Origin of the sequence: Citrobacter sp. CK202, assembly GCF_030333225.1 — a bacterium.
GTDB classification, from domain to species: domain Bacteria; phylum Pseudomonadota; class Gammaproteobacteria; order Enterobacterales; family Enterobacteriaceae; genus Citrobacter_B; species Citrobacter_B koseri.
This window is the reverse complement of record NZ_JAOWGI010000026.1, coordinates 509230-535727: the sequence shown is the minus strand read 5'-3', so window position 1 is coordinate 535727 and position 26498 is coordinate 509230. Positions and strand designations below refer to the sequence as shown.

At 51.5% G+C, this 26498-nt stretch carries 24 protein-coding genes and 2 riboswitches; of the genes, 15 read left to right on the top strand and 9 right to left on the bottom strand.

The features are described from left to right. Window positions 1-97 precede the first annotated feature (97 nt). Window positions 98-1549, top strand: a complete 1452-nt coding sequence (locus OGX84_RS15315; RefSeq protein WP_286458137.1) for a tagaturonate reductase — start codon at window positions 98-100, stop codon at window positions 1547-1549. A gap of 133 nt (window positions 1550-1682) precedes the next feature. On the opposite strand, the gene OGX84_RS15310 is transcribed toward OGX84_RS15315, so the two are convergent. Then, window positions 1683-2009: a GFA family protein gene (locus OGX84_RS15310; RefSeq protein ID WP_024130336.1), complete on the bottom strand. Its 327-nt coding sequence runs from the start codon at window positions 2007-2009 to the stop codon at window positions 1683-1685. A 323-nt stretch (window positions 2010-2332) separates the two neighbouring features. Here OGX84_RS15310 and OGX84_RS15305 point away from each other — a divergent pair, with 323 nt between their 5' ends. After that, window positions 2333-2854, top strand: a complete 522-nt coding sequence (locus OGX84_RS15305) for a GNAT family N-acetyltransferase (RefSeq protein ID WP_115609309.1) — start codon at window positions 2333-2335, stop codon at window positions 2852-2854. 35 nt (window positions 2855-2889) lie between these two features. Here the strand turns inward: OGX84_RS15305 and OGX84_RS15300 are convergent, their stop codons facing one another. Then, window positions 2890-3603 (bottom strand): GNAT family N-acetyltransferase, encoded by a 714-nt coding sequence (locus OGX84_RS15300; RefSeq protein ID WP_012132412.1) that lies wholly within the window; start codon window positions 3601-3603, stop codon window positions 2890-2892. 243 nt (window positions 3604-3846) lie between these two features. Here OGX84_RS15300 and OGX84_RS15295 point away from each other — a divergent pair, with 243 nt between their 5' ends. Beyond that, window positions 3847-4359 carry a GNAT family N-acetyltransferase gene (locus tag OGX84_RS15295; RefSeq protein ID WP_275147429.1) on the top strand — a complete coding sequence of 171 codons (513 nt, stop codon included), beginning with the start codon at window positions 3847-3849 and terminating at the stop codon, window positions 4357-4359. 361 nt (window positions 4360-4720) lie between these two features. On the opposite strand, the gene OGX84_RS15290 is transcribed toward OGX84_RS15295, so the two are convergent. Continuing rightward, on the bottom strand, window positions 4721-5500 hold the full coding sequence (locus OGX84_RS15290; RefSeq protein ID WP_047463680.1) for an HAD-IIB family hydrolase: 780 nt from the start codon (window positions 5498-5500) through the stop codon (window positions 4721-4723). A 202-nt stretch (window positions 5501-5702) separates the two neighbouring features. After that, window positions 5703-5777: riboswitch (Fluoride riboswitch) on the top strand. Between the two features lie 236 nt (window positions 5778-6013). On the opposite strand from OGX84_RS15290, the gene OGX84_RS15285 reads away from it, so the two are divergent. Both OGX84_RS15285 and eno read left to right on the top strand, forming a co-directional pair. Beyond that, the gene (locus OGX84_RS15285) at window positions 6014-6442 is read left to right on the top strand and encodes a universal stress protein (protein ID WP_012132409.1); all 429 of its coding nucleotides are present in this window, start codon (window positions 6014-6016) and stop codon (window positions 6440-6442) included. A 15-nt stretch (window positions 6443-6457) separates the two neighbouring features. Continuing rightward, a complete protein-coding gene (gene eno / locus OGX84_RS15280; protein ID WP_012132408.1) occupies window positions 6458-7744 on the top strand; it encodes a phosphopyruvate hydratase in 1287 nt (428 codons plus the stop codon). Here the strand turns inward: eno and OGX84_RS15275 are convergent. Beyond that, window positions 7741-9276, bottom strand: coding sequence for a MutS-related protein (locus OGX84_RS15275; protein WP_286458136.1), 1536 nt, complete (start codon window positions 9274-9276; stop codon window positions 7741-7743). The genes eno and OGX84_RS15275 overlap by 4 nt on opposite strands. Next, on the bottom strand, window positions 9273-10832 hold the full coding sequence (locus tag OGX84_RS15270; protein ID WP_286458134.1) for a MutS-related protein: 1560 nt from the start codon (window positions 10830-10832) through the stop codon (window positions 9273-9275). The genes OGX84_RS15275 and OGX84_RS15270 overlap by 4 nt, the downstream gene beginning before the upstream one ends. A 50-nt stretch (window positions 10833-10882) precedes the next feature. Beyond that, window positions 10883-10945: riboswitch (Fluoride riboswitch) on the bottom strand. Window positions 10946-11020: 75 nt separating this feature from the next. Here OGX84_RS15270 and OGX84_RS15265 point away from each other — a divergent pair. Beyond that, window positions 11021-12343, top strand: coding sequence for a glycoside hydrolase family 10-like protein (locus OGX84_RS15265; protein ID WP_286458132.1), 1323 nt, complete (start codon window positions 11021-11023; stop codon window positions 12341-12343). A gap of 40 nt (window positions 12344-12383) precedes the next feature. Here OGX84_RS15265 and OGX84_RS15260 read toward each other — a convergent pair whose 3' ends face one another. From OGX84_RS15260 to OGX84_RS15250, 3 genes are all read right to left on the bottom strand, one after another. Beyond that, window positions 12384-13652, bottom strand: coding sequence for a type II toxin-antitoxin system HipA family toxin (locus OGX84_RS15260; RefSeq protein WP_286458131.1), 1269 nt, complete (start codon window positions 13650-13652; stop codon window positions 12384-12386). After that, window positions 13645-13959, bottom strand: coding sequence for a helix-turn-helix domain-containing protein (locus OGX84_RS15255; RefSeq protein ID WP_047463672.1), 315 nt, complete (start codon window positions 13957-13959; stop codon window positions 13645-13647). The genes OGX84_RS15260 and OGX84_RS15255 overlap by 8 nt, the downstream gene beginning before the upstream one ends. Window positions 13960-14163: 204 nt before the next feature. Beyond that, a complete protein-coding gene (locus OGX84_RS15250; protein ID WP_286458130.1) occupies window positions 14164-16107 on the bottom strand; it encodes a methyl-accepting chemotaxis protein in 1944 nt (647 codons plus the stop codon). A 725-nt stretch (window positions 16108-16832) separates the two neighbouring features. Here OGX84_RS15250 and OGX84_RS15245 point away from each other — a divergent pair. The 7 genes from OGX84_RS15245 to OGX84_RS15215 are packed head-to-tail and all read left to right on the top strand — an operon-like array spanning window position 16833 to window position 23760. Next, complete coding sequence (locus OGX84_RS15245) at window positions 16833-17699, top strand: MurR/RpiR family transcriptional regulator (protein ID WP_012132399.1); 867 nt, start codon at window positions 16833-16835, stop codon at window positions 17697-17699. A 14-nt stretch (window positions 17700-17713) separates the two neighbouring features. After that, window positions 17714-18301 carry a D-alanyl-D-alanine dipeptidase gene (gene ddpX, locus OGX84_RS15240; protein WP_049011702.1) on the top strand — a complete coding sequence of 196 codons (588 nt, stop codon included), beginning with the start codon at window positions 17714-17716 and terminating at the stop codon, window positions 18299-18301. 16 nt (window positions 18302-18317) lie between these two features. Then, a complete protein-coding gene (locus OGX84_RS15235; RefSeq protein WP_049011703.1) occupies window positions 18318-19880 on the top strand; it encodes an ABC transporter substrate-binding protein in 1563 nt (520 codons plus the stop codon). Between the two features lie 44 nt (window positions 19881-19924). Continuing rightward, window positions 19925-20947 carry an ABC transporter permease gene (locus OGX84_RS15230; RefSeq protein ID WP_012132396.1) on the top strand — a complete coding sequence of 341 codons (1023 nt, stop codon included), beginning with the start codon at window positions 19925-19927 and terminating at the stop codon, window positions 20945-20947. Beyond that, window positions 20944-21840, top strand: coding sequence for a D,D-dipeptide ABC transporter permease (ddpC, locus tag OGX84_RS15225; protein WP_115181639.1), 897 nt, complete (start codon window positions 20944-20946; stop codon window positions 21838-21840). The genes OGX84_RS15230 and ddpC overlap by 4 nt, the downstream gene beginning before the upstream one ends. After that, complete coding sequence (locus tag OGX84_RS15220; RefSeq protein ID WP_286458127.1) at window positions 21837-22823, top strand: ABC transporter ATP-binding protein; 987 nt, start codon at window positions 21837-21839, stop codon at window positions 22821-22823. The genes ddpC and OGX84_RS15220 overlap by 4 nt, the downstream gene beginning before the upstream one ends. Beyond that, window positions 22816-23760: an oligopeptide/dipeptide ABC transporter ATP-binding protein gene (locus OGX84_RS15215; protein ID WP_047463662.1), complete on the top strand. Its 945-nt coding sequence runs from the start codon at window positions 22816-22818 to the stop codon at window positions 23758-23760. The genes OGX84_RS15220 and OGX84_RS15215 overlap by 8 nt, the downstream gene beginning before the upstream one ends. A 100-nt stretch (window positions 23761-23860) precedes the next feature. Here the strand turns inward: OGX84_RS15215 and osmC are convergent, their stop codons facing one another. After that, on the bottom strand, window positions 23861-24292 hold the full coding sequence (osmC, locus tag OGX84_RS15210) for a peroxiredoxin OsmC (protein ID WP_012132392.1): 432 nt from the start codon (window positions 24290-24292) through the stop codon (window positions 23861-23863). Between the two features lie 169 nt (window positions 24293-24461). On the opposite strand from osmC, the gene sra reads away from it, so the two are divergent. Both sra and maeA read left to right on the top strand, forming a co-directional pair. Beyond that, entirely contained in the window at window positions 24462-24605 is a 144-nt protein-coding gene (sra, locus tag OGX84_RS15205; RefSeq protein WP_024130331.1) for a stationary-phase-induced ribosome-associated protein, read from the top strand. Between the two features lie 173 nt (window positions 24606-24778). Next, window positions 24779-26476 carry a malate dehydrogenase gene (gene maeA, locus OGX84_RS15200; RefSeq protein WP_012132390.1) on the top strand — a complete coding sequence of 566 codons (1698 nt, stop codon included), beginning with the start codon at window positions 24779-24781 and terminating at the stop codon, window positions 26474-26476. Window positions 26477-26498: the final 22 nt, after the last annotated feature.

Below are 26498 nucleotides of genomic sequence, written 5' to 3'. Positions count from 1 at the left end.
ACTACTTGATCAAAACAGGGTTTCAATATCATAAAGTTTGCTAACCTGTTCTACCAATTCAAACAGGTTGTATGACTAATTAAGAAGGGAACCCATTGTGAAAACTCTAAACCGTCGCGATTTTCCCGGTGCCAGCTATCCTGAGCGCATCATTCAGTTTGGTGAGGGAAACTTCCTGCGCGCCTTTGTTGACTGGCAAGTTGATCTGCTGAATGAACATACCGATTTGAACGCCGGAGTGGTCATTGTTCGCCCTATCGAAAGCACGTTTCCGCCGTCATTGAGTACCCAGGACGGGCTCTATACCACGATTATTCGTGGTTTGAATGAAAAGGGCGAGGCGGTTAGCGACGCGCGTTTGATCCGTTCTGTTAACCGTGAAATCAGCGTCTATGAGGATTACGATGAATTCCTGAAACTGGCGCATAACCCGGACATGCGTTTTGTTTTCTCTAATACCACAGAAGCCGGTATTAGCTACCATGCCGGTGACGCATTTGATGACACGCCCGCGGTCAGCTACCCCGCGAAGCTGACGCGGCTGCTGTTTGAACGTTATACCTGTTTTGACGGCGCGCTTGATAAAGGCTGGATTATCATTCCTTGTGAACTGATTGATTACAATGGCGAGGCGTTGCGCGAGCTGGTACTGCGTTACGCTCAGGAGTGGAGCTTGTCCGCTGCGTTTGTGCAGTGGCTGGATCAGGCGAACACCTTTTGTTCCACGCTGGTTGACCGGATTGTGACCGGATATCCGCGTGATGAAGTGACGCAACTTGAAGCGGAACTTGGCTATCACGATGCTTTTCTCGATACTGCGGAGCATTTTTATCTGTTTGTGATTCAGGGGCCAAAAAAGGTAGCGTCTGAGCTGCGTCTTGATAAGTATCCGCTCAACGTGCTGATTGTTGATGACATCAAGCCGTACAAAGAGCGTAAGGTCGCGATCCTGAATGGTGCGCATACGGCGCTGGTGCCCGTTGCGTTCCAGGCCGGGCTGGATACCGTTGGTGAAGCCATGAATGACCGCGACATTTGCGCCTTTGTTGAAAAAGCCATCTATGAAGAGATTATTCCGGTACTGGATTTACCTCGCGACGAATTAATGTCGTTCGCCAGTGCGGTGACGGGGCGTTTCCAGAATCCGTATATTAAACACCAGTTGTTGTCGATTGCGTTAAATGGCATGACTAAGTTTCGCACCCGTATTTTACCGCAGCTACTGGCAGGGCAGCAGGTCAGCGGCGTTTTACCGGCGCGCCTGACGTTTGCGCTTGCGGCGCTGATCGCATTTTATCGTGGTGAACGTCGCGGCGAGACGTATCCGCTCCAGGATGATGCGCGCTGGATTGAGCGCTATCAACAGTTGTGGCATCAACATAGCGACGGTCTTATCAGCACACAGGATTTGGTTCATACCGTGCTGGCCGTGGACGCGCATTGGGAGCAGGATCTGACGCACGTTGCAGGTCTGGTCGAACAGGTCACGACCGACCTGGATGCAATCCTGGCGAAAGGGATGCGTGAAGCGGTAAAACCGCTGTGCTAATCATCTGACCCGGCTGCGGCCGGGTTTTGTTTTCATGTTATTTAGTTACAACATACTTTTGAAGGGGGAAGTTAATCGCTGTCTGAAACTTCCGTGCGTTTACCCGTCAGGCAGAAAAGGGAGGGCGATGCGCTTAATGCGCATGAAGATCTTCATCCTGAGGCTCGTCAAATACGCCAGTTAACAACGCAACGGTAGGCGCATCATCAATTGCGCCTACTGAACTTCCGCAGTGAGAACAAAATGCCCGACTGGAGATATCCGAAGAGCGCCAGACCGCAGGCTTGTCTCCTTGTCCTGTCCACGTCACATCCTGAGCGTCGAACTCGACCCAACTGACAGAATATGCACCTGTATGTTTTTGGCAAATCGAGCAGGAACAGGTATGTGGATTTTTCGGCGCTACCGCCGAAAAACGGATAAAACCGCACAGACAGCCGCCAGTATAGACTTTGCTCATCGTCATTTCCGTTAAACATTCATTTCCCGACACTATCAGATGATCCCACACTCAACCAGTGATGAATGGCAGAAAGGAGAACAGACGCAGGATCATAATGACAAAGCGGGATCTGTGTTACAACGGAGGCTAAACAGATATCTCAATGGCGGGAAAACCGTGTCTATCTGTTTATTGGAATTTGCCAGCGACAGCGCATTTGTTGCGTTTTTCCGTCAACACACGGGATTAACGCCAACGCGTTATCCACAGAAAGTTTTGGACGGAATGAGTGGATAACTCAGTTACAATAGAAGCAACGTAAGCATAATGAGTGGAAAATAATGTCTGCTATCGTCACGGAAAGATTCATTTTGCGCCCTCAAGTCATCACAGATTATGATGTATGGTATCCGATGTATTCAGACCCTAAAATATTTCATCTGGTTAATGCCCCAGGCTTTACGCCAGAAGAGGCATGGAACCGCCTGTTGAGAAACATCGGGCATTGGTCTGTTTTTGGTTACGGTATATTTTCTATTTTTCAAAAGTCTGACGGCACGTTTTTAGGCGAAACAGGGCTGGCTAATTTTCATCGTGGCATTGATGAAAACTTTGAGAACTGTGTCGAGGCATCATGGGTTATTTCACGTTCAGCTCAGGGGGCTGGCGTAGCAAAGGAAGCCGCCGTCGCTGCGCATCAGTGGTTTGTCCATTCGTTTTCACCTTCGAAGACAATTTGTCTTATCGCAAAGAATAACATTCCGTCCATTCGTGTTGCTGAGCATGTGGGCTACCGTATTTATGATGAATGCTTATACAAAGGCGCTGAGTGTTTAAAACTTGAATGCTTATGGGATAAATAAAAGCATGGGCCGTCGTCACGGCCCCGTATTCCAGATTACACTTCAGGCTCCGCCAGGTAGTGCCGTAAAGGGTGAATCTGATGTCCGCGCTCGTCGAGATTTTCCGTTCTTAGCCAGACAGATATCGCACTGGATATCTTCGGCCACTCGGCGCTAATAATTGAATATGTTGCGATATCCACGCTCCTTGATTTTATGATTTGCTTATCACGTAAGATGCCTTCTTTCCGAAACCCAATTCTTTCAGCAGCATTCATTCCAGCATGATTAAGCGTGTCTGTTTGCCACTCACAACGACGATATTTAAGAACATCAAAAACATACATCAGTAAAAGATAAATTGCTTCCGTGCTTAAAAAGGTGCGTTTTATCGCTGGCGTGAGATGTACATATCCGATTTCCGCAACGCCATTATTCTTGTCTATATTAAAAAGGGCGAGGGTGCCTCGGGCTTTCGCAGATTTATTTTCTATTATGGCATAATATGAAATTCCGCCCTGACTGATGATGCGTTTGATATAGTCAAAGGTTGCTTGCCTTGTCTCGGGGCGTTCATCAGGAAGATAAGTCCAGTCCCGTGGGTCTTCTATGCTATGCCAGCCCTGATAAAGATCATCACAGTGGTAAGTCGCAAGGGGTTGTAAGTGACAATAACGGCCTGACAACTGGCGCGTGTCAGGTAAAATAAAATCAAGGTTACCCTCAAGATGTCTGCCTACATATTGACCGAAGATATTAAGCTCTTTCATACTCTTCTCCTTAAAATAATAACGACAAGGATTTAAACGAGTAATATCGGTATGTTTATGTGAGTAAGCGACAGGTTCCTTAGTATGTTAACAACAACTGGTGGATGTACCCGATGAAAACATTATATATTAACCATAGCATATTTTAATCTTGCTACAGCACTTCTGAGCGCTTTGTGATAAATATCATATTCAGCATTATGTTGTGCGTTAACTTAAATTTAAGCCGTTTCAGGAGAGTGTATGAACTTGACCATACGTTATGCTGTACCTGCCGATACCCCGATATTGCAAACGCTTGGGAAGTCAAGTTATTACCATCATTTCAAAGAGTTATGGGATTGTCCTGTAGAGCTTCGACAATTTATTGACAGTGAGTACGCGCCGGACCAACTTGAAAATAGTTTAAATGATCCGTCAGTCACCTGGCTCATTGCGGAAAGCGATAAGCCAGTAGGTTTTGCAAAGATAAGCTGGGACCGTCCAGTTAGCGGTGGTAATCACTCAGGAGCGCTCTTAAACAAACTGTATTTTGCACCCGGAGAAACCGGGAAAGGATATGGCCGAATTCTTTTCGAAAAAGCTATCGAGATAGCAAGGCATAAGGAGCAGCATTTTTTCTGGTTGCAGGTTCTTAAGGGTAACGACAGCGGGCGTCGGTTTTATGAATCCCTGGGGATGCAGCATCTTGCGGATGAGGAATTCACAACGCCTAAGCAAAAAAACGTGTTACATGTATTCGGAAAATGTATTTAGACATCGCGGGAAGTGCTGGAGCTGTGAAACAGAGCCTCAGAATCAACGGAGAGTCGTGCTGGAGAAAGTGCTTCAGAGACTATAGCGGCCAGCACAAGGATGACTACAAAACCACAGATTTTCCCTTTATCCTCTTTGGTGCGCATAATGTATATTATGTTAAATTGAATTTATGACGCCCAATACGGGCTTACTCCCTTGACTCATAACGCATCCCTCGCCTTTTTATGCATACCTTCCATCGTGTCCTGTGTGAATTCTGCAAACTGTTGGCGGTTACCCTGCGTCAGATTTCATGTAGCGCACGCATTAAAAACCCGGCCACTGTGACCGGATAAGCCAATGGGATCTGCGTTTCTCACTATCTGGCGGCAATTACCGCATCTGCAATTTCCACAAAACCAGCACCTCCCGGGCCACGGGTAATCCACTGCGGAGGTTTCGGGATTTGATCAAGGTAATCTGATACCGTGCTCACTCCTACCGTATGTTCAAAGAATGAAAACATTGGCGCATCATTCGTCGAGTCGCCGCTATACAATACGGCAGAACGTTCGGCATCAATGTCGAGATCGTAAAAATCCCTGAGCACTCGTCGGGCCATAGATAACTTGTCATATTCTCCAGACCAGCCAAGAATCCAGAGATTGTTTACGGTGGTTGTAGCGCCTGCTTGCGTCAATGCGTTAAGTATTAATGAACACTGATGGGCTTCTGACGGTTTAGCAAAGGCAATGGACGTCATCCTGAAAGGTTGATCGTCGGCAAAATGAGCGGCAGGAATTTCCCTTTTTATCTGTTCCCCAATTTGCGTCAGGCGCTCAGCGACGTCAGGATATTTTTCTGTGCCGTGCCAGAAGAAACGCTCAATGCCATGACCGTCATTTCGCCTTCTGAAAAACACACCGCCATTTTCACCAATGACGCCATCAACTGGCCACATCCGTGCCATCTGGTCGCACCAGCCTGCGGGCGCGGCTGTGACCGGTATCACTTTGACTCCCGCGTTCTGCAACCGTTCCAGCGCCAGATAGGTTTCAGCCGCAAGGCGCCCCTTGTAAGTCAGCGTTTCATCCATGTCTGTGAGAACAAAACGCACATGTTTAAATGTTGACGAATCTGCGGAACAGATCTCTTTCATAAGCACACTCGAAGACTTGTAGATACAATAATTGTCTATAATTAAACGACTTATGGAATTGTTAAAGTCAAAATCGTACTAAGTTATAATTTTTATTGCGTTATTTACGCCGCAGATTTCGTTGACTACCCTCTCCTTCTTCGCGATCCATGCGCAACAGATTTACTTCTCATTGATTTCCGCCTGAACCTGCTATACGCTTAGTTCACAAGGTGATGGTGTTCCACCTTTCCCAACCGCCGGTTCGCTCGAATCGGATGATGACGCCTGATATACAACTGTTGCTGTTTTTCTTAGGCATGTATGTCGGGTATCGCTATGAATAGTAAAACAACCACTTCATTACTTCCTGAATCTCATCTTTTTGAAAAGAAAGATGTTATCCATGCCTTTGACTATCACAACATCTGCAACAACGTAGCGCTCACCGGCTCTTGTTATGTCCATCGGCCCGTCTGCAACACATTGTTCATTTGCGATGCTGAACGTTTCTCATTACTTGAGAGGTGGCGTATGCATATGTACAAACACGCATTATTACTGGTCCAGAATGAAATCGATGGTGTGCTGTTGCTGCACCATGCTGAACGTCTGGCAAAAGAAATGGGGACTCAGATCACCCTCGGGCATATCAGTTCTGATTACCGGGAGCTGGATTACACGAGTGATGCTTTAACCCGGGATCGGCAATCACATGAAGTGATCGAGGCCAAAGCGATGCTCAGTCGCCTGGCGGAATCCAGCAGTATTCATGTGCAAGTGAAATCAATTATCAGCATTCAACGTTTCAAAGACGTTGAAGCGGTTATCCAACATGAGGATATCGACCTGGTCATGCTGGGTCATAAGAATCGCCTGTTTGGGGTTTTTTCCTCGTTCTCTTTTGAGTTCATCAATCATCTCTCGGTTGATGTGCTGATTAAACATATATCCACTCCATAAAATAAGGTCATTTCTATGAGCTATGAAATTGAACGTGTGATCGCAAGAGAAATTCTGGACTCCCGAGGTAATCCGACCGTTGAGGTCGAAGTCTCCGCCATCGGCGGCGGTGTTGCGCGCGCGTCAGTCCCTTCCGGTGCCAGTACCGGTTCGCGCGAAGCCATTGAGCGCCGTGATGGAGATAAGTCGCGTTTTGGCGGCAAAGGTGTATTGGGCGCGGTTCAGAGTATCAATACTGAGATCGATAATGCGCTGCGGGGATATGATGTCCGCCGCCAGAAAGATATCGATAACCGCCTGATAACTCTTGATGGTACGGAAAATAAAAGTCGTCTTGGGGCCAATGCTATTCTCGGGGTATCGCTTGCCGTGGCGCGTCTGGCCGCGCAGCTATCAAACATTCCGCTGTATCGTTACCTCGGCGGCGTTGGCGCTAACCTCCTCCCGGTTCCTTGTATGAATATCATCAATGGCGGCGTTCACGCTCGCTGGCAAGGCGCCGATTTTCAGGAGTTCATGATTGCCCCCTGGGGCGCAAGCTCTGTTCGGGAAGCCATTCGCTGGGGTAGCGAGGTGTATCAGAATTTACGTCAGGTCTTACTGGAGAAAGGTTTGTCTACTGGTGTGGGCGATGAAGGTGGATTCGCGCCAGCCGTCTCGTCAAACCGGCAACCGCTGGAATTGATTGTCGAAGCGATCGAAAAAGCCGGTTATAAACCCGGCGAGGATATTGTTATTTGCATGGACCCCGCATCCAGCGAATTTTATTCAGACGGAAAATACACCCTGCGCAGCGAAAATGCGCAATTCAGTGCGGAAGAGATGACGCGCTATTATGAGCGGCTGGTCAACGAATTCCCCATTGTTCTGATCGAAGATGGCCTGGCCGAAGATGACTGGGCTGGCTGGCGAATTCTGAGTGATACGCTTGGCAATAAGATTGAACTGGTGGGTGACGATCTTTTTGTGACTAACGTAAAATATATCCAGCGAGGAATTGATGAAAATCTGGCGAATGCCGCGCTGATCAAATTGAACCAGATTGGTACGTTAAGCGAGACAATCGAAGCGGTTCAATTGTGTCATGATCATCACTGGGGCAGCTTTATCTCACACCGTAGCGGAGAAACAATAGACAGTTTCATTGCTGATATGACGGTAGGCTTACGCGCTGGACACCTCAAAACGGGAGCGCCAAGCCGTGGAGAACGCATCGAGAAATACAATCAGCTAATGCGTATTGAAGATGAACTTGGCGATGCCGCCGTTTTTGCCGGTAAATCTGCTTTCAGAAAAGGTTAATGCTCTGAAACCTCTCCCGTATTCCGGTATACGGGAGAGGCATCAAAAACATCCCGGTACAGATCTTCGCCATAACTGATATCCAGAGGCACGCCTTCTGCTATTTTGTATGTCCTTTCTCCATCGTCGCGTCGTTCGGCGCACAGGTATACCGTGTCCTGGCGATCCTCCTGATAAAACGAACATGCAAATTCCGCAGTATGCGTAACAAAAAAGAGCTTCACGTTGCTTTCTGCCAGTGCGGTTACCACGCCTCTGATGATTTCGGCCCCTTCCTGACTGTTTGTCGCAGAGAACGATTCGTTAAACAGCACCAGGTCATCACGTTGTAGAGCATCAACAATATCACTCATTCGTCGGAGCTCTTCATCCAGCTTTCCGCTGACCATATGGCTGTCTTCTTCACATTTGTAATGCGTGAATATCTGTCGACAAATATCTGCGCTATAACATTCAGCAGAAACGAACATCCCTGTCTGCATCATTATCTGCGCCAGCCCGATACTGCGTAAAAACGTGGATTTCCCTCCCTGGTTTGCGCCAGTGATAATAAAAGTATTTTTATTATCCGTTCTTAATGTGTTGCTAACGATTTCCCGATCCGATGTCAGTGCAAGGCAGGGATCAAAGAGTGCCTCAAACACATGATGGCGTTCTCTTTGATATATCGGGACAGGAAAGCACAGTGGAATATTGCGTTTGTTTAAGGCCTGCGCAAGATTAAGGCATGAAATATAAAATCCTAATTCAGTGCGCAGTGACTTTAGAAAATTAAGCAAATGCGCGGTGGATTGCGCCATTGCATTGGCGATCAATACGAGCCCTTCATCCTTTAAGTCGCTTAATGCCCTGAAGCCATTTTCATCACGCGCGGCTAGCTGTACGGTGTAATGCGCTGGCCTTTTTGTCCAAAGACGCCGAAGCCATCCTTTTTGCGGGGGATTGGGCCGCCTGAGTACATAGTCTTTGCCCTGATTCCCCTGCCCTAATCGCGCGCTGATTAATACGCCTTTTTTGAAAGACATCTGTTTCAGATGTCTTTCAATAGTGCTCATATAATCATCGTTTAACTCCTGAACAAGCATCGAGAAAAGACGAACCATCCCCGGAGATTCAACGTGATGGATATTTTCTTGTGCGATAATTTTTATTTTCTGTAAATAGGTCATCAGGAATTGGGTAAACGAAAGAGACTGATGCAGCACAGCGGAAGGATAATGACCAAAAACGCCGTAGTGAAGTTTCTCCTTTTCCATTTGCAGACATTCAACCACCACGTTATAGAATGTTCTGATAACGTCCTCGTTATATAGACAATCCCGCAGAATAGCCTGCCTGTACTCAATGTCAGGAATGCCCGATAGCAGCACAGAACATGCCTTCCTGACGACGGAATAAAGAAAATCATCTCCATCAGACAACGCATGAAACAACACCGCCAGCTCCAGACCTTTCATGGCAAATTTGATGTTCTCTGGGATATTATCGTCAACGATAAAATCGTTATCTTTATACATCAGATACGCGTTCATCCGTTTAACCTCGTTTTTATCTGCTCATATGTCAGCCCATGCTTTATCACCAGCGTCGTTGACCATGCGATACCATCGGCCGGTTTCCTGGTGATTTTATAGGTTCTTAATGCCGCATTATTATGCTCAACCGTACTCATTAAGCTGACGATGGACGGGTCTAATGCCGTAAGCTCGTCGATAAACGTTACGCAGACACAAAGCGCATCGAGCATGATTATTTTCTTGATTACCCGTGTTCCCAGATAAATAGCGTCCCGCGATGTGGTTGACGTAAAAATCTCATTCATGATAATCAAACTGTGTGATGTGGCAGTATCAAGGATCGCTTTTATTCTCACCAGGTCGTCATACAGTTTTCCCCGGAGATTATAAATATTTTCGCTTTTCTCAAAATGCGTAAAAATAGTGTCTGTCAGAAAGAGCTTTGCCTGCCTGGCAGGGACATAAATGCCCAGCAAGGCAAGAAAATGCAGTTGCCCTATCATGCGGGCAAAGGTGGTTTTCCCGCCCTGGTTGGGGCCCGATATGACGAAAATACGTTCATGCTCCTGGAAGCTGAAATCATTGCAGACAACCTTCTCCTTTTTCTCAAGGATGACCTCTGCAAGCGCGAGATCGAAAGCCGCAACAGCCGAAATAGCCTTTTCATCTCGTTGTACCTCCGGGATACAAAATGGCAGCCCTTTCTGCCGAAATTTTTCAATGTATTCCACAATAGCCAGATAAAACTGCACTTCACGTTCAAAAAGATCCAGCGTGTTATCTCTGTAGCGTTTGTTGGCATCTATAAACACATCAAGTTGATGAAACTCGGTGGGAAATAGTCTGGCAACACAATCCAGAACTTGTGCTTGAATATGGTTCATCCCGAAGCTGTGATGTCTATTCTCCACCTCGACATTCACATCATGCTGCTTAAATTTTGAGAACACATCGAGGATCTCATCGCTATAGTTTTTCTCCTGGTGATACCGTTCAACAATAATGGCGTCGCCTTTAATTTTCAGGCCGTACTGAACCGCCTCCAGACTTTTTCTTATCATAGTGGCGGTTGAATATAACCCGGTAAAATTTTCACTCTCGATATACTGACGAAGATAATGCCTGAAATTAATCATACCATCGGAAGACAAAGACAGCGGCGCTATACGCTCATACAGCGCCGTAACGGCCTGGCAATACAACAAAATGCACTCAAGCTCCCAGCGCCGCTGTTGATAGAAGTAAAACCGGTTTGTTTTTTCTTCTGAAATATCCCTGATATTCTTCATATCTGTGGAATATGCCATTAGCGCCTTATAGAGCGCATGTATTGTCACATCCTGAATAATTTCCTGTCGATAGAGGATATCCTCCAGACATTCAAGCGGTGAATAAAAGAAAGCGCTGATGCCGTACTCTTCCCGTCCCTGAACAATGCGATCGACGATTTTATCAAGATTCAGATCGACAAAATATGCAGGAGCACGATCGCCCGAAGGGGGTGTATGACGACGACCAGAGGCATACAAAACGGTAATAAATTGCAGCGATGTTGTTGAGGTACGGCGCATAATGACTCCTACACAATACACGTTGACTTGTCCACGCGGGGCAACGTCCAGAATGTGCAGGCATCATCAGCCAGAGGGCGGTTATGAGGAGGAATGCCATCTCCTGTAAAAAACGTAGCAATGAACTCTGTAATTAGCCAGATCTCGTGTAAGATTTTTTGGATTAACCAAACGGAAAATTGGCAAATATGATCATCAGCTCTCGTCACGCTCGTCTTGTCAGCAAAGTAAAAAAACGGGCTACGCTTGTCGCCACCGCGTTTTTACTTGCCAGTTGCGCCTCAAAACCTCCCGTTTCTCTGGTTACGCCCCCTTCTTCCGCGACGCCAGCTTCATCCCAGAAAAATCAGCAGCCGGTTCGTGGTATCTGGCTGGCAACCGTTTCGCGTCTTGACTGGCCTCCGGTCAGTTCCGTGAATACGAGTAACGCGGCGGTTCGGGTGCGTCAACAACAGAACGCGTTGATCGAAAAGCTGGATAAGCTAAAAAGTCTGGGAATCAATACCGTGTTTTTCCAGGTCAAGCCGGATGGAACGGCGCTCTGGCCGTCAAAAATTTTACCGTGGTCAGATATGCTGACCGGAAAGATTGGTGAAGATCCGGGCTACGATCCGCTACAGTTTATGCTTGATGAAGCGCATAAGCGGGGAATGAAAGTACACGCCTGGTTTAACCCCTACCGCGTATCAGTAAACACCAAACCAGCAACGGTAGCGCAGTTAAACGCGACGGTGACGTCAAATCCGGCGAGCGTGTTTGTGCTGCATCGCGACTGGGTGCGCATCTCTGGAGACCGTTTTGTTCTTGATCCCGGCATTCCTGACGTCCGGGACTGGATCACCAGTATCGTGGCGGAAGTAGTCACACGTTATCCCATCGATGGCGTACAGTTTGATGACTATTTCTATACCGAAACGCCAGGCTCCACGCTTAACGACAATTCCATCTTTGCCCGATATGGTCAGGCGTTTGCCTCAAAAGCGGACTGGCGGCGACACAATACGCAACTGCTGATTGAGCAGGTGTCCCGCACGGTCAAAAACCTGAAACCGGATGTTGAATTTGGCGTCAGCCCCGCTGGCGTATGGCGTAACCGCTCGCATGATCCGGCAGGTTCGGATACGAGGGGCGCGGCGGCGTATGATGAATCCTATGCCGATACTCGCCGCTGGGTGCAACTGGGATTACTGGATTACATTGCGCCGCAGCTCTACTGGCCCTTTGCGCGTGACGCGGCCCGTTATGATGTGCTGGCGAAATGGTGGGCGGATGTGGTGAAACCCACGAATACCCATCTCTATATTGGTGTGGCGTTGTATAAAGTCGGCGAACCGTCAAAGAATGAACCGGACTGGATGATTAATGGCGGCGTCCCGGAGCTTAAGAAGCAACTGGATCTGAATGAATCCGTCTCACAAATCAAAGGCACAATTCTGTTCAGAGAAAGCTATCTTGATCGGCCGCAAACCCAGCAAGCGGTGAACTATCTGAAAAGCCGGTGGGGAAGCTAACCTCCCCACACCCTCTTGTTCCGTGAGACTGACTCAGCCGTCATCCCTTCAGGCGGCTGATATTCCCATCAATTTGCTTTTGGATATAGTTCAGCGTGTCGCTCGTGATTTGCCCCGGGTAGAGGTCGGTAGCAATTGCGCTGAACGTCGCCGCAACGTCGCAAATAGTCGCGATGATCTCCGCGACTCTGGTGGCTGGCAATTCGGCTTCCTGTTCACCCAGCGCCTGAAGATGCTTTCTTTCAATATCCAGAGCTTCACCCATCACATCCATCTGATGATAGCCGCCAGGCCCATCGCAATAGGTCACATCATAGGCGGGCGCCAGGGTCCATTGCCCATCTGCGGACATCAGATAAGCGAAGTTCTTAGGATGATCGTCCCGGTTGTTGAACACGACATTAAAGACCACTCGTTCGAAGGCAAGCGCTTTTTCCCGAATATCGTTGGTGCATATTTGCGTCGCACGTAAAAAACTTCGGTAGTCGAGCGAACCCGGCGTCTGGTAATTCGCGCCAGTGAAGGCGGCCAGACTTTGCATGGGCACACGCATCCCTTGTTCACGATCAAAACGGCGGGTGGCGAATGCCGCTTGCCCTTCCGGCAAGGCGAAATACGTAACGTCAGGCGTCTGGATGCCGCATTTGCGCAGACACGCTGAATAGACGGCTTCAATGGCGCAGACCTCGGCATGTTCCTGTCTGGCCGGGAATTTGACCAGCCAGCTTTCCGCGCCTGCTAACGGCGAGGTTGTGAATTTTGACGTGACAGTGTCACGGTAGAGTAATGCTTTTGGCCGTGCCCCCTGTGGTGAACCGCCCATCTGCAATAATTTTTGCAGGAACTCCCCGCCTTCTCCGCTCAGAACCTCCTGCACCTCTGCGGCCAGCTGCACCAGCGGGATCTCTTCTTGCGAGGTGAGTTCTGCCTCAGCCTGTACCGGCTGGAATGTCATTGCCCCCATTGCGTTGCCGCCCACCCAGGTAAGCCGCTCCAGGGGGCCAATCCGGGCGGCATTGAGTCCTCTGCGTTTGAATAAGCGATCCATCAGCAGCATTCCCCAGCCATCAGGCAGAGCGTCGTAAACCGGCCCCGGAAGATGTAACTGATGAGCCGGAAAGTCCCTGCGTAATCGCGGCCCCTCAAGCGGTAATGTTAAGCGGGACAGCTCAAAACCTTTGCGAACGGCCTCGTCACTGTATTCAAAGGCGATGACTGGCCGACCGGTCAATGCCGTTGATGAGGCCAGCTTGCCCCAGAGCCATCGTTCCCCCCATCCTTCATAGAAGACGTCTATCTGCTCAGGCATCGCTATTTTTCCTCTTCACCCGCTGACGCGTCGCGCTCTTCTCATAACGTAAGATATCATCCAGGCTATCAATTTTGGGCTTGAACAGCGCTTTCAACGCGTCGCCATAACCTAATACCACCGCCACTCTGACCAGATTCTCGAAGCCCACATTTTTGCCTGCTTCAAGGTTTGAAACCGTATTGACGCCAACTCCCGCCCGGGCGGCCACGTCAGCCTGAGTCATCTGTTTTGCCAGGCGTTCTTTGCGTAACCGGTCGCACAGCAGCGTAACAATCTCGGCTGGAGAACTAAGGGTTAAATCCATCATAGTGTCCCTTATCGCAATATTTCTGACGTAATACACCATATTATAGAGTTAATGTGCAACGAAGGCAAAAAGCATAAATCACTATATAATGGAGTTATTAGCTATTTATGGAGATAAAACACTAAATAATGGATTTAGTTATCTGACTGACACAAGCAAAACGTCTGCAATTTGCAGACGTTCTGTGAGGGAGAGAGAAAATTATGCCGCAGTGGGTTCAGGCAATCTGAATGAAGAGACCAGCAGCGCCAGTTGTTCAGCCTCTTCTTTCAGGACCTGGGTTCGCGCAGCGGCATCATCAATCAGCGACGCGTTCTGCTGAACCGTACTGTCCATTTCGGTTACTGCCAGCGTGACCTCAGAGACACCTTTACGCTGTTCTTCACCCGCCACGCGAATTTCACCCATCAGTTGTCTGACCTGACGCACGTTGCCGACCAACTCGCCAAGACGATCCCCGGCGTTATGGATCTGCTGACTGCTGCTGTCTACGTGTGAAACCGACTCATCGATTAACGCTTTGATCTCCTGTGCGGCGGTGGCGCTGCGCTGTGCCAGCGTGCGCACTTCAGAGGCGACGACGGCAAATCCGCGACCGGCATCACCCGCTCGTGCGGCTTCCACCGCCGCATTCAGCGCGAGAATGTTGGTCTGAAACGCGATGCTGTCGATAACGGCGACAATTTCCACCATCCGGCCGGACGACGCGCTGACGTTATCCATCGTGGAAATCACGCCCTGCATGACATCGCCACAGCGGTTAGCCGTTTGCGCCGTGTTTTCGGAAAGCTCATCGGCTAACTGTGTATTCCCGGTATTTTGATGAACGGTCGCATTTAATTGCTCCATCGCCGACGCGCTTTCCTCCAGCGCGGCAGCCTGCTGCGTTACGCGGGAGGATAACTCCATATTACTGTCAGCCAGACTGACGGCGTTATTCGCAACCACCACGCTACTGCTGCGAACGGTAATCAGGATCGCGGATATTTTGTCCACAAAGAGGTTAAAGGCCTGAGCAATATCGGAAATCTCATCTTTACCCCGGACGTCCAGGCGGCGAGTCAGGTCGCCTTCGCCCTGGGCGATATCATCCAGCGCGCGACGCGTATCGTCCAGACGAGAGATAAGACGGCGCACCACCAGCCAGGAGCCCACCAGCAGAATGGCCATGATCGGAATCAGCACTTCCAGTACATCCTTCATCATCACTTTTGCCAGTCCGACAACGCGTTCTTCAGGCGTCACCAGCCCAACGATCCACCCGGTATCCGCCATCGGGAAAAGCATCACCCGGGAAGGCCCGTCCAGTATGCCGTCGTGTGCAAGAGGAATGGTGGCGACATCGGCCGAGGCATTCAGCGTTTTCAGCGATCCGGCTACCGGGGCGAGCCAGTCAGAGGCTTTGACCAGGTCAGTAAACGTTTTAAACTGCGCGTGATCGGCCTGCGGGAAATAGAGGATTTGCCCCTGTTTATCCACCACAAAGGCATAACCGCCCGTGCTATTCCCCTGCTGTTGCATAAAGGTGGCGACGTTATCCAGTCGGATATCGGTTGTGGCGACGCCGGCAAATTTCCCTGCCAGTTGATAAGGAATGCTACAGGTCACCATGTTAACCCCGGAAATCGTATCCTGGTAAACATCAGACCAGACGCAGCTGTTCTGTGAGTGCCCTTTCGCCTGGAGATACCAGCTTTCGTTATGATAACCGCTTCCTCCGGCAACGTTGTAGTCGTCGGAAAAGATCAATTTCCCTTCTGCATCACGCGCCCAGAAGAAACTGCGTCGTTCAATGCCGGGCGTAAAGGCATCCGGCTCCGGCCAGATGCCGCCGCCGGTAATGATGGAATCATTCTGTCCGCCAATAAGATGCGGAACGACATGCTGGTATAGCGATTCGTCGTTTGGCAGCACTTCGGCAAGGCGCGACAGGCTTACCGTTTCACCTTCAATACGCGATAAAACAGTACCTAACTGGCGAGTCAGTCCTTGCCCTGTCTCCTCTATCAGGGCGGAGTTGATCTCAACAACGCGCGGCTGACCGCGCCAGAGCATAATGGCAACAATAACCAGCGTGGTCACTGCAAGCAGCGCAATCCCCCCAATCGTCAGACGGGTGGAAATACGTGATGGATACCAGACCATACAAACCCCTTATGTAAACGACTCTCTTTTATTCAGTATCGGCACACAAATTTATATCTTTATGCGGTTTTATGGTTCGTTAAGAAATATTAACACACCCTTAAATGTGACGTTGTCACCAATAACAAAATCCTGCACTTTCACCTGATTTAAATAGCGTGATAAGTTTATTTTGAATATTATTTTTAATGCGTTGTTTTAATCACTTACGCGCCAGGCCTTGTGTTCTCCTGGTTGTGCCGCACTTCATAAGTCAGGGGTTTTACGCTTCGCCTGCCTTCATACGTTGCTACAAACCTGTCTGTTATAAAAGAAGAATTAATATCGCGTTGTATTTTAATGCGTAAAATGAACAGATTACTTGCCTGATGAATATTTATTAAATCTACAAAAATAATACACCGTTCTTTCCGCCGATAAATAATGTGTCTCACGCTTTTATATTTCTCTGCTATCCACGTTGGCGTTTGCCATTTTTGACCTTGCAATTTCTGGCATCACAATGTGATCCCTGCGACGGATTCGACACATTCATGCCCTCTCTGACGATCGCTGCACCAAAAGTGAACTAATCTGCACAAATGTTGATCATTCGTTAATTAAATATCACCTTAATTTAACAAAAAAGACGGCGATGCCGTGGTTTCCAGGTTGGCATGCGTCCTGCATTGTTAATTCAGTAACAGCGGAACGCTCTCTGACAGCTCACTAACAGCGAGACGGTAATGACATCAAAACCTGAGTTATTTGCCCGAATTGAGAAGAGTTTTAGCCAGCATACGCCCAGCGAAAAGCGCGTTGCAGGCTGGCTGTTAGCGCACGCGGCGCAGATACCGTTTGAAACGGCAGACGGTATCGCCAGAGCGACAGGCACCAGCGGCATCACGGTGGGACGTTATTTACGGAAGCTTGGTTTTCGTAATCTTGAGGACGCCAAGGCCAGCCTGCGGGAACTGCCATCCGTGCCCTATCAGCCCTGGGGGATGAATGAACGCCTTGACTCCTGGCAACAGCAGCAGCGGCTGCCCGACAGAGCGCGTCAGTCGCTGTCGCTGGAAATTGATGCCATCACCCACGTCTATCAGCTGGCGCAAAGTGAAACGTTCTTGCGCATCGCTCAGCAACTGGCGCATGCGGAGGCCGTGTATGTTCTGGGGATTCAGTCCACGCGCGGCATTGCTAACGCCTTTTTCAGCCATCTGGAATACCTGCGGCCCAAAGTCAGTTATTCCGAAGGGCTATCCGGGAGCTGGGTTGAGTCGCTGAATTCCGGGTTCGCACGGCCATATGTGGTGATCACGGATACCCGCGCCTATTCCGCCGCTGCCCGTCAGTATTGTCGCGTTGCCAGCGAGCGGCGCATTCCGCTGGCGTTAATCACCGATGTCTGGTGTCCGTGGGCCAGAGACTACGCCATCGACTTATTGCAGGTAAAAACCGACACCGGGCACTTCTGGGATTCACTCGCCCCCGTGAGCTGCCTGTTCAACTTATTGCTGTCAGGCGTGGTGGATCAACTGGGCGATACGCTTGCTGAACGGCTGCGAACCAATCGCCAGCTGCAACAAGAGTTTGGTCAATTCGAACAATAAACAGGAAACGTGCTATGTCAGAAACCCCTGAACTGGTCGATCTGTCAGTGATTTTCCCCTCGCTGCATATCGATCTCAAATACGCCACCGCCGATAACCTCACCGGCGCGCCCATTTACCGGGAGGCCCGTTGCCTGCTGCATACGGATGCCGTCACCGCGCTGGCGAAAAGTATCAGCATCGCGCAGCTGGCAGGGCTGTCTCTGGTGGTATACGACGCCTATCGTCCGCAGCAGGCGCAGTCGGTTCTGTGGCATGTCTGTCCCGATCCGCAATACGTGGTGGATGTAGCCATCGGTTCAAACCATAGCCGTGGTACGGCAATTGACGTCACTCTGATGGATGAGCATGGCAACGTGCTTGATATGGGAGCCGGTTTTGATGAAATGCACGATCGCTCGCACTCGTATCACCCTTCTGTTCCACCCGCAGCGCAACGTAATCGATTGTTATTGAACGCCATTATGTTTGGCGGTGGTTTTGTCGGCATCAGCAGTGAATGGTGGCATTTCGAATTGCCGGACGCGGCCAGCTACCCCTTGCTCGACGACTGCATTGCCTGTTTCCCGGCATCACGCACAACAACACAACCCTCCCTGTAAATGATGGAGCACGGTCATGAAGACAACACACGCTTTAACTTCGCTGTTTCGTCCCGCCCTGATTGCCGTGGCACTGGCTGTTGCCCTGCCCGCCGCTCAGGCGGCTGTACCCAAAGATATGCTGGTGATTGGTAAAGCGGCCGATCCGCAAACGCTTGATCCTGCCGTCACTATTGATAACAACGACTGGACGGTGACCTACCCGTCTTATCAACGCCTTGTGCAGTACAAAACCGAGGGAGGTAAAGGTTCCACGGAGGTTGAAGGCGATCTGGCGAGCGACTGGAAGGCCTCAGACGATCAGAAAGAGTGGACGTTTACCCTTAATAAAGATGCCCGATTCGCTGATGGCTCGCCCGTTACGGCAGATGCGGTGCAACAATCTTTTGCGCGTCTGCTGAAAATTGGACAAGGCCCGGCAGAAGCCTTTCCAAAAGATTTGAAAGTCGAAGCCGTCGATGACTATACGGTGAAATTTACGCTGAGCCAGCCGTTTGCGCCCTTCCTGTACACGCTGGCGAATGACGGCGCCTCCATTATTAACCCGGCGGTTCTGAAAGAACATGCCGCAGATGATGCGCGCGGTTTTCTGGCGCAGAACACCGCAGGTTCTGGCCCGTTTATGCTGAAAAGCTGGCAGAAAGGACAGCAGCTGATTCTGGTGCCGAATCCGCATTATGCGGGAGCCAAACCTGCCTTTAAGCGCGTGTCGGTAAAAATCATTGGTGAGAGCGCCTCCCGCCGCCTGCAATTGTCGCGGGGAGACATCGACATTGCCGATGCTCTCCCGGTAGACCAGCTCAACGCGTTAAAACAGGAAGGGAAAGTCAACGTGGCGGATTACCCTTCGCTGCGCGTGACTTATCTCTATCTGAACAACAGTAAAGCGCCGCTGAATCAGGTGGATTTGCGCCGGGCCATCTCATGGTCAACGGACTATCAGGGCATGGTGACGGGTATCCTCAGCGGTAACGGCAAGCAGATGCGCGGCCCGATTCCTGAAGGTATGTGGGGCTATGACGCGAAGGCAATGCAATACAGTTTTGATGAAGCGAAAGCCAAAGCCGCCTGGGAGCAAGTCGCGACCAAGCCCGATGGCCTGAGCTTCCTCTACTCTGATAACGATCCGAACTGGGAACCGATTGCGCTTTCCACGCAGGCCAGCCTCAGCAAGCTGGGCATTAAGGTGAAGCTGGAAAAACTGGCGAATGCCACCATGCGCGACCGGATCGGCAAAGGTGATTACGACATTGCCATCGGCAACTGGAGCCCGGACTTCGCCGATCCGTACATGTTCATGAACTACTGGTTTGAGTCTGATAAGAAAGGTCTGCCGGGTAACCGTTCGTTTTATGAAAACGCCGGGGTCGATAAACTTCTGCGCAGCGCGCTGACCACCACCGATCAGGCGGCCAGAACGAAGGATTACCAGCAGGCGCAAACCATCGTGATTGATGAGGCCGCCTACGTCTACCTCTTCCAGAAAAACTACCAGCTGGCGATGAACAAAGAGGTCAAAGGCTTTGTTTTCAACCCCATGCTGGAACAGGTCTTTAACATTGGCGCCATGAGTAAATAAGCCACGTTGATGCGGGGCCGTTATGGCTCCGCAAGGGGAAGCCTATGACGTTCTGGAGCATTTTACGCCAGCGATGCTGGGGACTTATTCTGGTGGTCGCCGGTGTTTGCGTAATTACGTTTATTATTTCTCACCTGATTCCTGGCGACCCTGCGCGACTGCTGGCCGGCGATCGCGCCAGTGATGAAATTGTCGAAAACATTCGCCAGCAGCTGGGGCTGGATCAGCCGCTGTATGTGCAATTTTTCCGCTATGTCAGCGACGTTTTTCACGGTGATTTGGGCACGTCTATACGCACTGGCCGCCCGGTAATGGAAGAGTTGCGCGTGTTTTTCCCCGCCACGCTTGAACTGGCCTTCTGTTCCCTGCTGCTGGCGTTGGTGATCGGAATTCCGCTGGGGATTTTATCCGCCGTCTGGCGAAACCGCTGGCTGGACCATCTGGTGCGGCTGATGGCGATAACCGGCATTTCCACCCCGGCGTTCTGGCTGGGGCTGGGCGTTATTGTTCTGTTTTACGGGCATCTGCAAATTCTGCCCGGCGGCGGAAGGCTTGATGACTGGCTGGACCCGCCCGCCCACGTCACCGGGTTCTACCTGATTGACGCGCTGCTGGAGGGGAATGGCGAGGTCTTTTTCAACGCGTTACAACACCTTATTTTACCGGCGCTGACTCTGGCGTTTGTCCACCTGGGAATTGTCGCCCGTCAGATTCGTTCCGCCATGCTGGAGCAACTCAGCGAGGACTACATTCGTACCGCGCGTGCCAGCGGTCTGCCTGGCTGGTACATCGTGCTCTGCTATGCCTTGCCTAACGCCCTGATTCCGTCGATTACCGTTCTGGGGCTGGCGCTGGGCGATTTGCTGTATGGCGCCGTGCTTACCGAGACGGTCTTTGCCTGGCCGGGAATGGGGGCGTGGGTGGTCACCTCTATTCAGGCGCTGGATTTTCCGGCGGTGATGGGATTCGCCGTAGTGGTCTCTTTGGCTTATGTGCTGGTAAACCTGGTCGTCGATTTACTCTATTTGTGGATCGATCCCCGAATCGGTCGCGGAGGTGCTGAATGATGTTAACGCAAGAGACGCCCGCCCCGTCGCAGACCGCCCGCCGCCGGATCGACTGGGCAAAACTCTTCTGGCTGATGAAAAGCAGCCCGCTGACGCTGACTGGCGGCGTGATTATCATCCTGATGTTGCTACTGATGGTGCTGTCGCCCTGGATAACGCCTTACGATCCCAATGCCATTGATTTGACCGCGCGCCTGCTTGCGCCCTCTGCGACGCACTGGTTCGGCACTGACGAAGTGGGACGCGATCTGTTCAGCCGCGTACTGGTCGGTAGCCAGCAATCCATTGTCGCCGGGCTGGTCGTCGTGGGGATTGCCGGTGGAATCGGCTCCTTGCTTGGCTGTCTGTCCGGCGTCATGGGCGGGCGCGCCGACGCCATTATTATGCGCCTGATGGATATTATGCTGTCGATTCCTTCGCTGGTGCTGACGATGGCGCTGGCCGCCGCGCTGGGGCCGAGCCTGTTTAACGCCATGATGGCGATCGCCATTGTCCGTATTCCTTTTTATGTGCGCCTGGCGCGAGGGCAAACGCTGGTCGTGCGCCAGTTTACCTATGTACAGGCTGCCCGAACGTATGGCGCTTCCCGCTGGCACCTTATCAGTTGGCATATCTTACGTAATTCGCTGCCGCCGCTTATCGTGCAGGCGTCGCTGGATATTGGCAGTGCGATCCTGATGGCCGCCACGCTGGGCTTTATTGGCCTTGGCGCACAACAGCCCACCGCTGAATGGGGCGCAATGGTGGCTATTGGTCGTAACTATGTCCTAGACCAGTGGTGGTATTGCGCCTTTCCTGGGGCGGCGATCCTGATTACCGCTGTCGGGTTTAACCTGTTTGGCGATGGTATTCGCGATCTGCTTGACCCTAAAGCCGGAGGAAAACAGTCATGACCCAACCCGTGCTGGAAATTGAGGATTTACACCTGAGCTTTCCGGGTTACAAAGCCGATGTTCACGCCCTTAACCACGTATCGTTGCGTATCGACCGGGGCGAAATCGTCGGCGTGGTCGGCGAGTCCGGGTCAGGTAAATCCGTCACCGCCATGCTGGCAATGCGGCTGCTGCCGGAAGGCAGCTATCACATTCATCAGGGCCGCGTATCGCTGCTGGGCGAGGACGTGCTGAATGCCAGCGAAAAGCAGATGCGTAAATGGCGCGGCGCGCGCGTGTCGATGATCTTCCAGGAGCCAATGACGGCGCTGAATCCCACCCGGCGCATTGGGCAACAAATGGTGGAAGTCATTCGCCATCATCAGGCGGTGAGCCGCCAGACGGCGCGGGAAAAAGCCATCGCCCTGCTGGAAGAGATGCAAATTCCCGATGCGGCGCAGGTTATGGCGCGATTTCCGTTTGAGCTGTCCGGCGGGATGCGCCAGCGGGTGATGATCGCGCTGGCATTCTCCTGCGAGCCGGAGCTGATTATTGCCGACGAACCCACTACCGCTCTGGACGTCACGGTGCAGCTACAGGTTCTGCGTTTGCTGAAACTGAAAGCGCGAGCCAGCGGTACTGCGGTGCTGTTTATCAGTCATGATATGGCGGTGGTATCGCAGTTGTGCGATCGGCTGTATGTCATGTATGCCGGAAGCGTGATTGAGAGCGGCCTCACGCAGACGGTTATTCGCCGCCCCACGCATCCCTATTCCATTGGTTTGTTGAAATGCGCGCCGGAGCACGGCGAACCTCGCGCGCCGCTGCCCGCGATTCCAGGGACGGTGCCTAACCTGACCTGCCTGCCAACCGGATGCGCCTTCCGCGAACGCTGTTTTGCCGCCGGGACGCTGTGCGAGGCTGTCCCGGCGCTGGAGAATCATGGCGAACCTGAACAACAATCCGCCTGCTGGTATCCACAACAGGAGATGACGCATGTCTGACATATTGCTCTCGTTACGGGATGTCCATATCACCTTCCCCGCCCGTAAAAACTGGTTGGGCCGGGTGACGGAACGCGTACATGCCCTGAACGGTATGGATTTGCAGATTCGCCAGGGAGAAACGCTTGGCATCGTGGGGGAATCCGGCTGCGGGAAAAGTACGCTGGCGCAACTGCTGATGGGAATGTTAAAACCCAGCCACGGCGAGTGCTCGCGGCCTGGCGTTGCGCGCACCGGCGCCAACAGCGGGATGCAGATGGTCTTTCAGGACCCGCTCTCTTCGCTGGACCCCCGATTACCCGTCTGGCGGATTATCACCGAGCCCGTCTGGCTCCAGAAGCATAACAGCGAACGCGAGCGGCGGACGCTGGCGGAGGAACTGGCCTTACAGGTTGGCATCCGGCCTGAGTACCTCGACAGGCTTCCCCATGCGTTTTCCGGCGGACAACGCCAGCGCATCGCCATTGCCCGCGCCTTATCGTCAGAGCCGGACGTTATCGTGCTTGATGAACCAACTTCCGCGCTGGATATCTCCGTGCAGGCGCAGATCCTGAATCTGCTGGTTGCGCTACAGACGCGCCGTAAACTGACGTATGTGCTGATTTCACACAACGTGTCGGTTGTGCGGTACATGAGCGATCGGGTGGCGGTGATGTATCTCGGGCAAATTGTTGAACTGGGCGACGCGCAACAGGTGTTGACCACGCCTGCGCATCCCTATACCCGGCTGTTGCTGGATTCCGTGCCGAAAACGGGTGCGCCGCTGGCAGAAGATCTGGTGCTGCGCAAAACGGAATTACCGGGGAACCGCCACCTGCCGCAAGGGTGTTATTTTCGCGATCGCTGTCCGCTGGCAACCCGTGGCTGTGAAAAACCGCAGGCATTATTGACGCGAGGATCGGAGAGCGACGTTCGCTGCTGGCGAGCGGTGGAGTAAGAGCCAGACAATCGCCCGGTGGCGCTGTCGCTTACCGGGCCTACAGGGTGTTGTGGGGGCGACCCGACGCTCAATCACCGGGCCGTCAAGAACGATGCCGTTATGACGTCAACTGATAATCCAGCGTGATTTCCGCTTTCAGCACCTGCGAAACCGGGCATCCGGCTTTTGCTTTCTGAATAATGCCGTCAAAGGTGGACGCATCAATGCCGGGTACGGCCACTTCACTGTGCAACGCAATTTTCGTGATCGCAAAACCCGCGTCGACTTTATCCAGCGAGACATCGGCTGTCGTGTCGATTGACGATGGGGTAAAACCCGCCTCGCCCAGCATCAGCGAAAGCGCCATCGAGAAACAGGCCGCGTGGGCCGCGCCGATCAACTCTTCCGGGTTGGTTCCTTTTACGCCTTCAAAGCGTGTATTAAAGCCATAGGGTTGTTGATTCAACACGCCGCTTTCGGTCGATACCGTACCTTTTCCACCTTTAATATCGCCTTCCCAGTGTGCCTGACCTTTCTTATGGATTGTCATTCTTGCTCTCCTGTTGGCTCAAAACAGAAAGTATAGACCAACTCTGTTACACGCGTTCGGTCGCCTTCCGGGGAAAACCTGCTATGCTGTACCAGCAACCTAAGGGGTTACGTTTCTTTCGCGATTGCGAATTTGTCCTTAAAACTAGCAACAGGATTGAGGAGTTAAAATGAAATCGAACCGTCAGGCCCGTCATATTCTTGGACTGGACCATAAAATTTCCAACCAACGCAAGCTCGTGACCGAAGGCGACAAAGTCAGCGTGGTCAACAACCCTACTGGCAGAAAACGTCACGCTGACAGCCAAAAGTAAGCGCCCTGTTCTGATATGACGATAAACACCATTGCAACCGCAATGGTGTTTTTGCTTACAAAAGCCTGGATTCATTCACAATGCTTTATACTCTTTGCCCGACGCCCTGGTGAAAACCTAAGTACGCCCATAAAACAGCACCAGGAACGGATATTCGAAAAAGAGTGAGTGACATGGAAACCAAAATCAAGAAACAGCGTTCCCTTTATATTCCTTACGCTGGCCCTGTGCTGCTGGAATTTCCTCTCCTGAATAAAGGAAGTGCTTTCAGTATAGAAGAACGCCGTAACTTCAACCTGCTGGGGTTACTGCCGGAAGTGGTCGAATCGATTGAAGAACAGGCGGAGCGCGCCTGGATCCAGTATCAGGGATTCAAAACGGAAATCGATAAACATATCTATCTGCGCAACATTCAGGATACCAACGAAACCCTGTTCTACCGACTGGTGCAAAACCATCTCGATGAGATGATGCCGGTTATCTATACCCCAACGGTGGGCGCCGCCTGTGAGCGCTTCTCTGAGATCTACCGTCGCGCGCGCGGCGTGTTCATCTCTTATCAGAACCGCCACAACATGGACGATATCCTGCAAAACGTGCCTAACCACAATATCAAAGTGATTGTGGTGACGGACGGGGAACGCATCCTCGGTCTTGGCGACCAGGGCATTGGCGGAATGGGGATTCCAATCGGTAAACTGTCGCTGTACACCGCCTGTGGCGGCATCAGCCCGGCCTATACCCTGCCGGTGGTACTGGACGTCGGCACCAACAATCAGCAGTTGCTGAACGATCCGCTCTATATGGGCTGGCGTAACCCGCGCATCACCGATGACGAATACTATGAATTCGTCGATGAGTTTATTCAGGCGGTGAAACAGCGCTGGCCGGACGTCTTGCTGCAATTCGAAGATTTCGCGCAGAAAAACGCGATGCCGCTGCTTAATCGCTATCGCGATGAAATCTGCTCTTTCAACGATGATATTCAGGGAACGGCAGCCGTGACCGTCGGTACTCTGATTGCCGCCAGCCGTGCGGCGGGCAGCCAGTTGAGCGAGCAGAAAATCGTCTTCCTTGGCGCAGGTTCTGCCGGTTGCGGGATCGCTGAACAGATCATCGCGCAGACCCAACGCGAAGGGCTCAGCGAAGAAGCCGCTCGCCAGAAAGTGTTTATGGTGGATCGCTTTGGTCTGTTGACGGACCAGATGCCTAACCTGCTCTCATTCCAGACGAAGCTGGTGCAAAAACGCGAGAACCTGCAACACTGGGACAGCGAAAGCGAAGTGCTCTCCCTGCTTGATGTCGTGCGCAACGTGAAGCCGGACATTCTGATCGGCGTGTCGGGGCAAACTGGGCTCTTTACTGAAGAGATCATTCGCGAGATGCACAAGCACTGCCCACGTCCGATCGTGATGCCGCTGTCTAACCCGACGTCCCGCGTTGAAGCCACGCCTCAGGACATCATCGCCTGGACCGAAGGTAATGCGCTGGTCGCGACCGGCAGTCCTTTCGCGCCGGTGGCCTGGAAAGATAAAATTTACCCTATTGCGCAATGTAATAACGCCTACATCTTCCCGGGGATCGGCCTGGGCGTGATTGCGTCCGGCGCGTCGCGTATTACTGACGAAATGTTGATGTCGGCAAGCGAAACGTTGGCGAAATACTCTCCGCTGGTGCTCAACGGCGAAGGTCTGGTATTGCCGGAGCTGAAAGATATTCAGACCGTGTCACGAGCGATTGCCTTTGCCGTGGGTAAAATGGCGCAGCAACAGGGCGTGGCGGTAAAAACGTCCGCAGAAGCGCTACAGCAAGCCATCGACGAGAATTTCTGGCAAGCGGAATACCGCGATTACCGCCGTACCTCTATCTGAGTGTTTGCCCGGTGGCGCTACG

Coding starts and splice junctions, on each gene's coding strand:
- ddpC (WP_115181639.1), top strand. CDS start 20,944: ATGATGTTAACGCAAGAGACGCCCGCCCCGTCGCAGACCGCCCGCCGC.
- osmC (WP_012132392.1), bottom strand. CDS start 24,292: ATGACAATCCATAAGAAAGGTCAGGCACACTGGGAAGGCGATATTAAA.
- OGX84_RS15215 (WP_047463662.1), top strand. CDS start 22,816: ATGTCTGACATATTGCTCTCGTTACGGGATGTCCATATCACCTTCCCC.
- OGX84_RS15265 (WP_286458132.1), top strand. CDS start 11,021: ATGATCATCAGCTCTCGTCACGCTCGTCTTGTCAGCAAAGTAAAAAAA.
- OGX84_RS15305 (WP_115609309.1), top strand. CDS start 2,333: ATGTCTGCTATCGTCACGGAAAGATTCATTTTGCGCCCTCAAGTCATC.
- OGX84_RS15235 (WP_049011703.1), top strand. CDS start 18,318: ATGAAGACAACACACGCTTTAACTTCGCTGTTTCGTCCCGCCCTGATT.
- maeA (WP_012132390.1), top strand. CDS start 24,779: ATGGAAACCAAAATCAAGAAACAGCGTTCCCTTTATATTCCTTACGCT.
- OGX84_RS15310 (WP_024130336.1), bottom strand. CDS start 2,009: ATGAGCAAAGTCTATACTGGCGGCTGTCTGTGCGGTTTTATCCGTTTT.
- sra (WP_024130331.1), top strand. CDS start 24,462: ATGAAATCGAACCGTCAGGCCCGTCATATTCTTGGACTGGACCATAAA.
- OGX84_RS15275 (WP_286458136.1), bottom strand. CDS start 9,276: ATGAACGCGTATCTGATGTATAAAGATAACGATTTTATCGTTGACGAT.
- OGX84_RS15300 (WP_012132412.1), bottom strand. CDS start 3,603: ATGAAAGAGCTTAATATCTTCGGTCAATATGTAGGCAGACATCTTGAG.
- ddpX (WP_049011702.1), top strand. CDS start 17,714: ATGTCAGAAACCCCTGAACTGGTCGATCTGTCAGTGATTTTCCCCTCG.
- OGX84_RS15270 (WP_286458134.1), bottom strand. CDS start 10,832: ATGCGCCGTACCTCAACAACATCGCTGCAATTTATTACCGTTTTGTAT.
- OGX84_RS15255 (WP_047463672.1), bottom strand. CDS start 13,959: ATGGATTTAACCCTTAGTTCTCCAGCCGAGATTGTTACGCTGCTGTGC.
- OGX84_RS15285 (WP_012132409.1), top strand. CDS start 6,014: ATGCATATGTACAAACACGCATTATTACTGGTCCAGAATGAAATCGAT.
- OGX84_RS15290 (WP_047463680.1), bottom strand. CDS start 5,500: ATGAAAGAGATCTGTTCCGCAGATTCGTCAACATTTAAACATGTGCGT.
- OGX84_RS15295 (WP_275147429.1), top strand. CDS start 3,847: ATGAACTTGACCATACGTTATGCTGTACCTGCCGATACCCCGATATTG.
- OGX84_RS15220 (WP_286458127.1), top strand. CDS start 21,837: ATGACCCAACCCGTGCTGGAAATTGAGGATTTACACCTGAGCTTTCCG.
- OGX84_RS15230 (WP_012132396.1), top strand. CDS start 19,925: ATGACGTTCTGGAGCATTTTACGCCAGCGATGCTGGGGACTTATTCTG.
- OGX84_RS15250 (WP_286458130.1), bottom strand. CDS start 16,107: ATGGTCTGGTATCCATCACGTATTTCCACCCGTCTGACGATTGGGGGG.
- OGX84_RS15260 (WP_286458131.1), bottom strand. CDS start 13,652: ATGCCTGAGCAGATAGACGTCTTCTATGAAGGATGGGGGGAACGATGG.
- OGX84_RS15245 (WP_012132399.1), top strand. CDS start 16,833: ATGACATCAAAACCTGAGTTATTTGCCCGAATTGAGAAGAGTTTTAGC.
- eno (WP_012132408.1), top strand. CDS start 6,458: ATGAGCTATGAAATTGAACGTGTGATCGCAAGAGAAATTCTGGACTCC.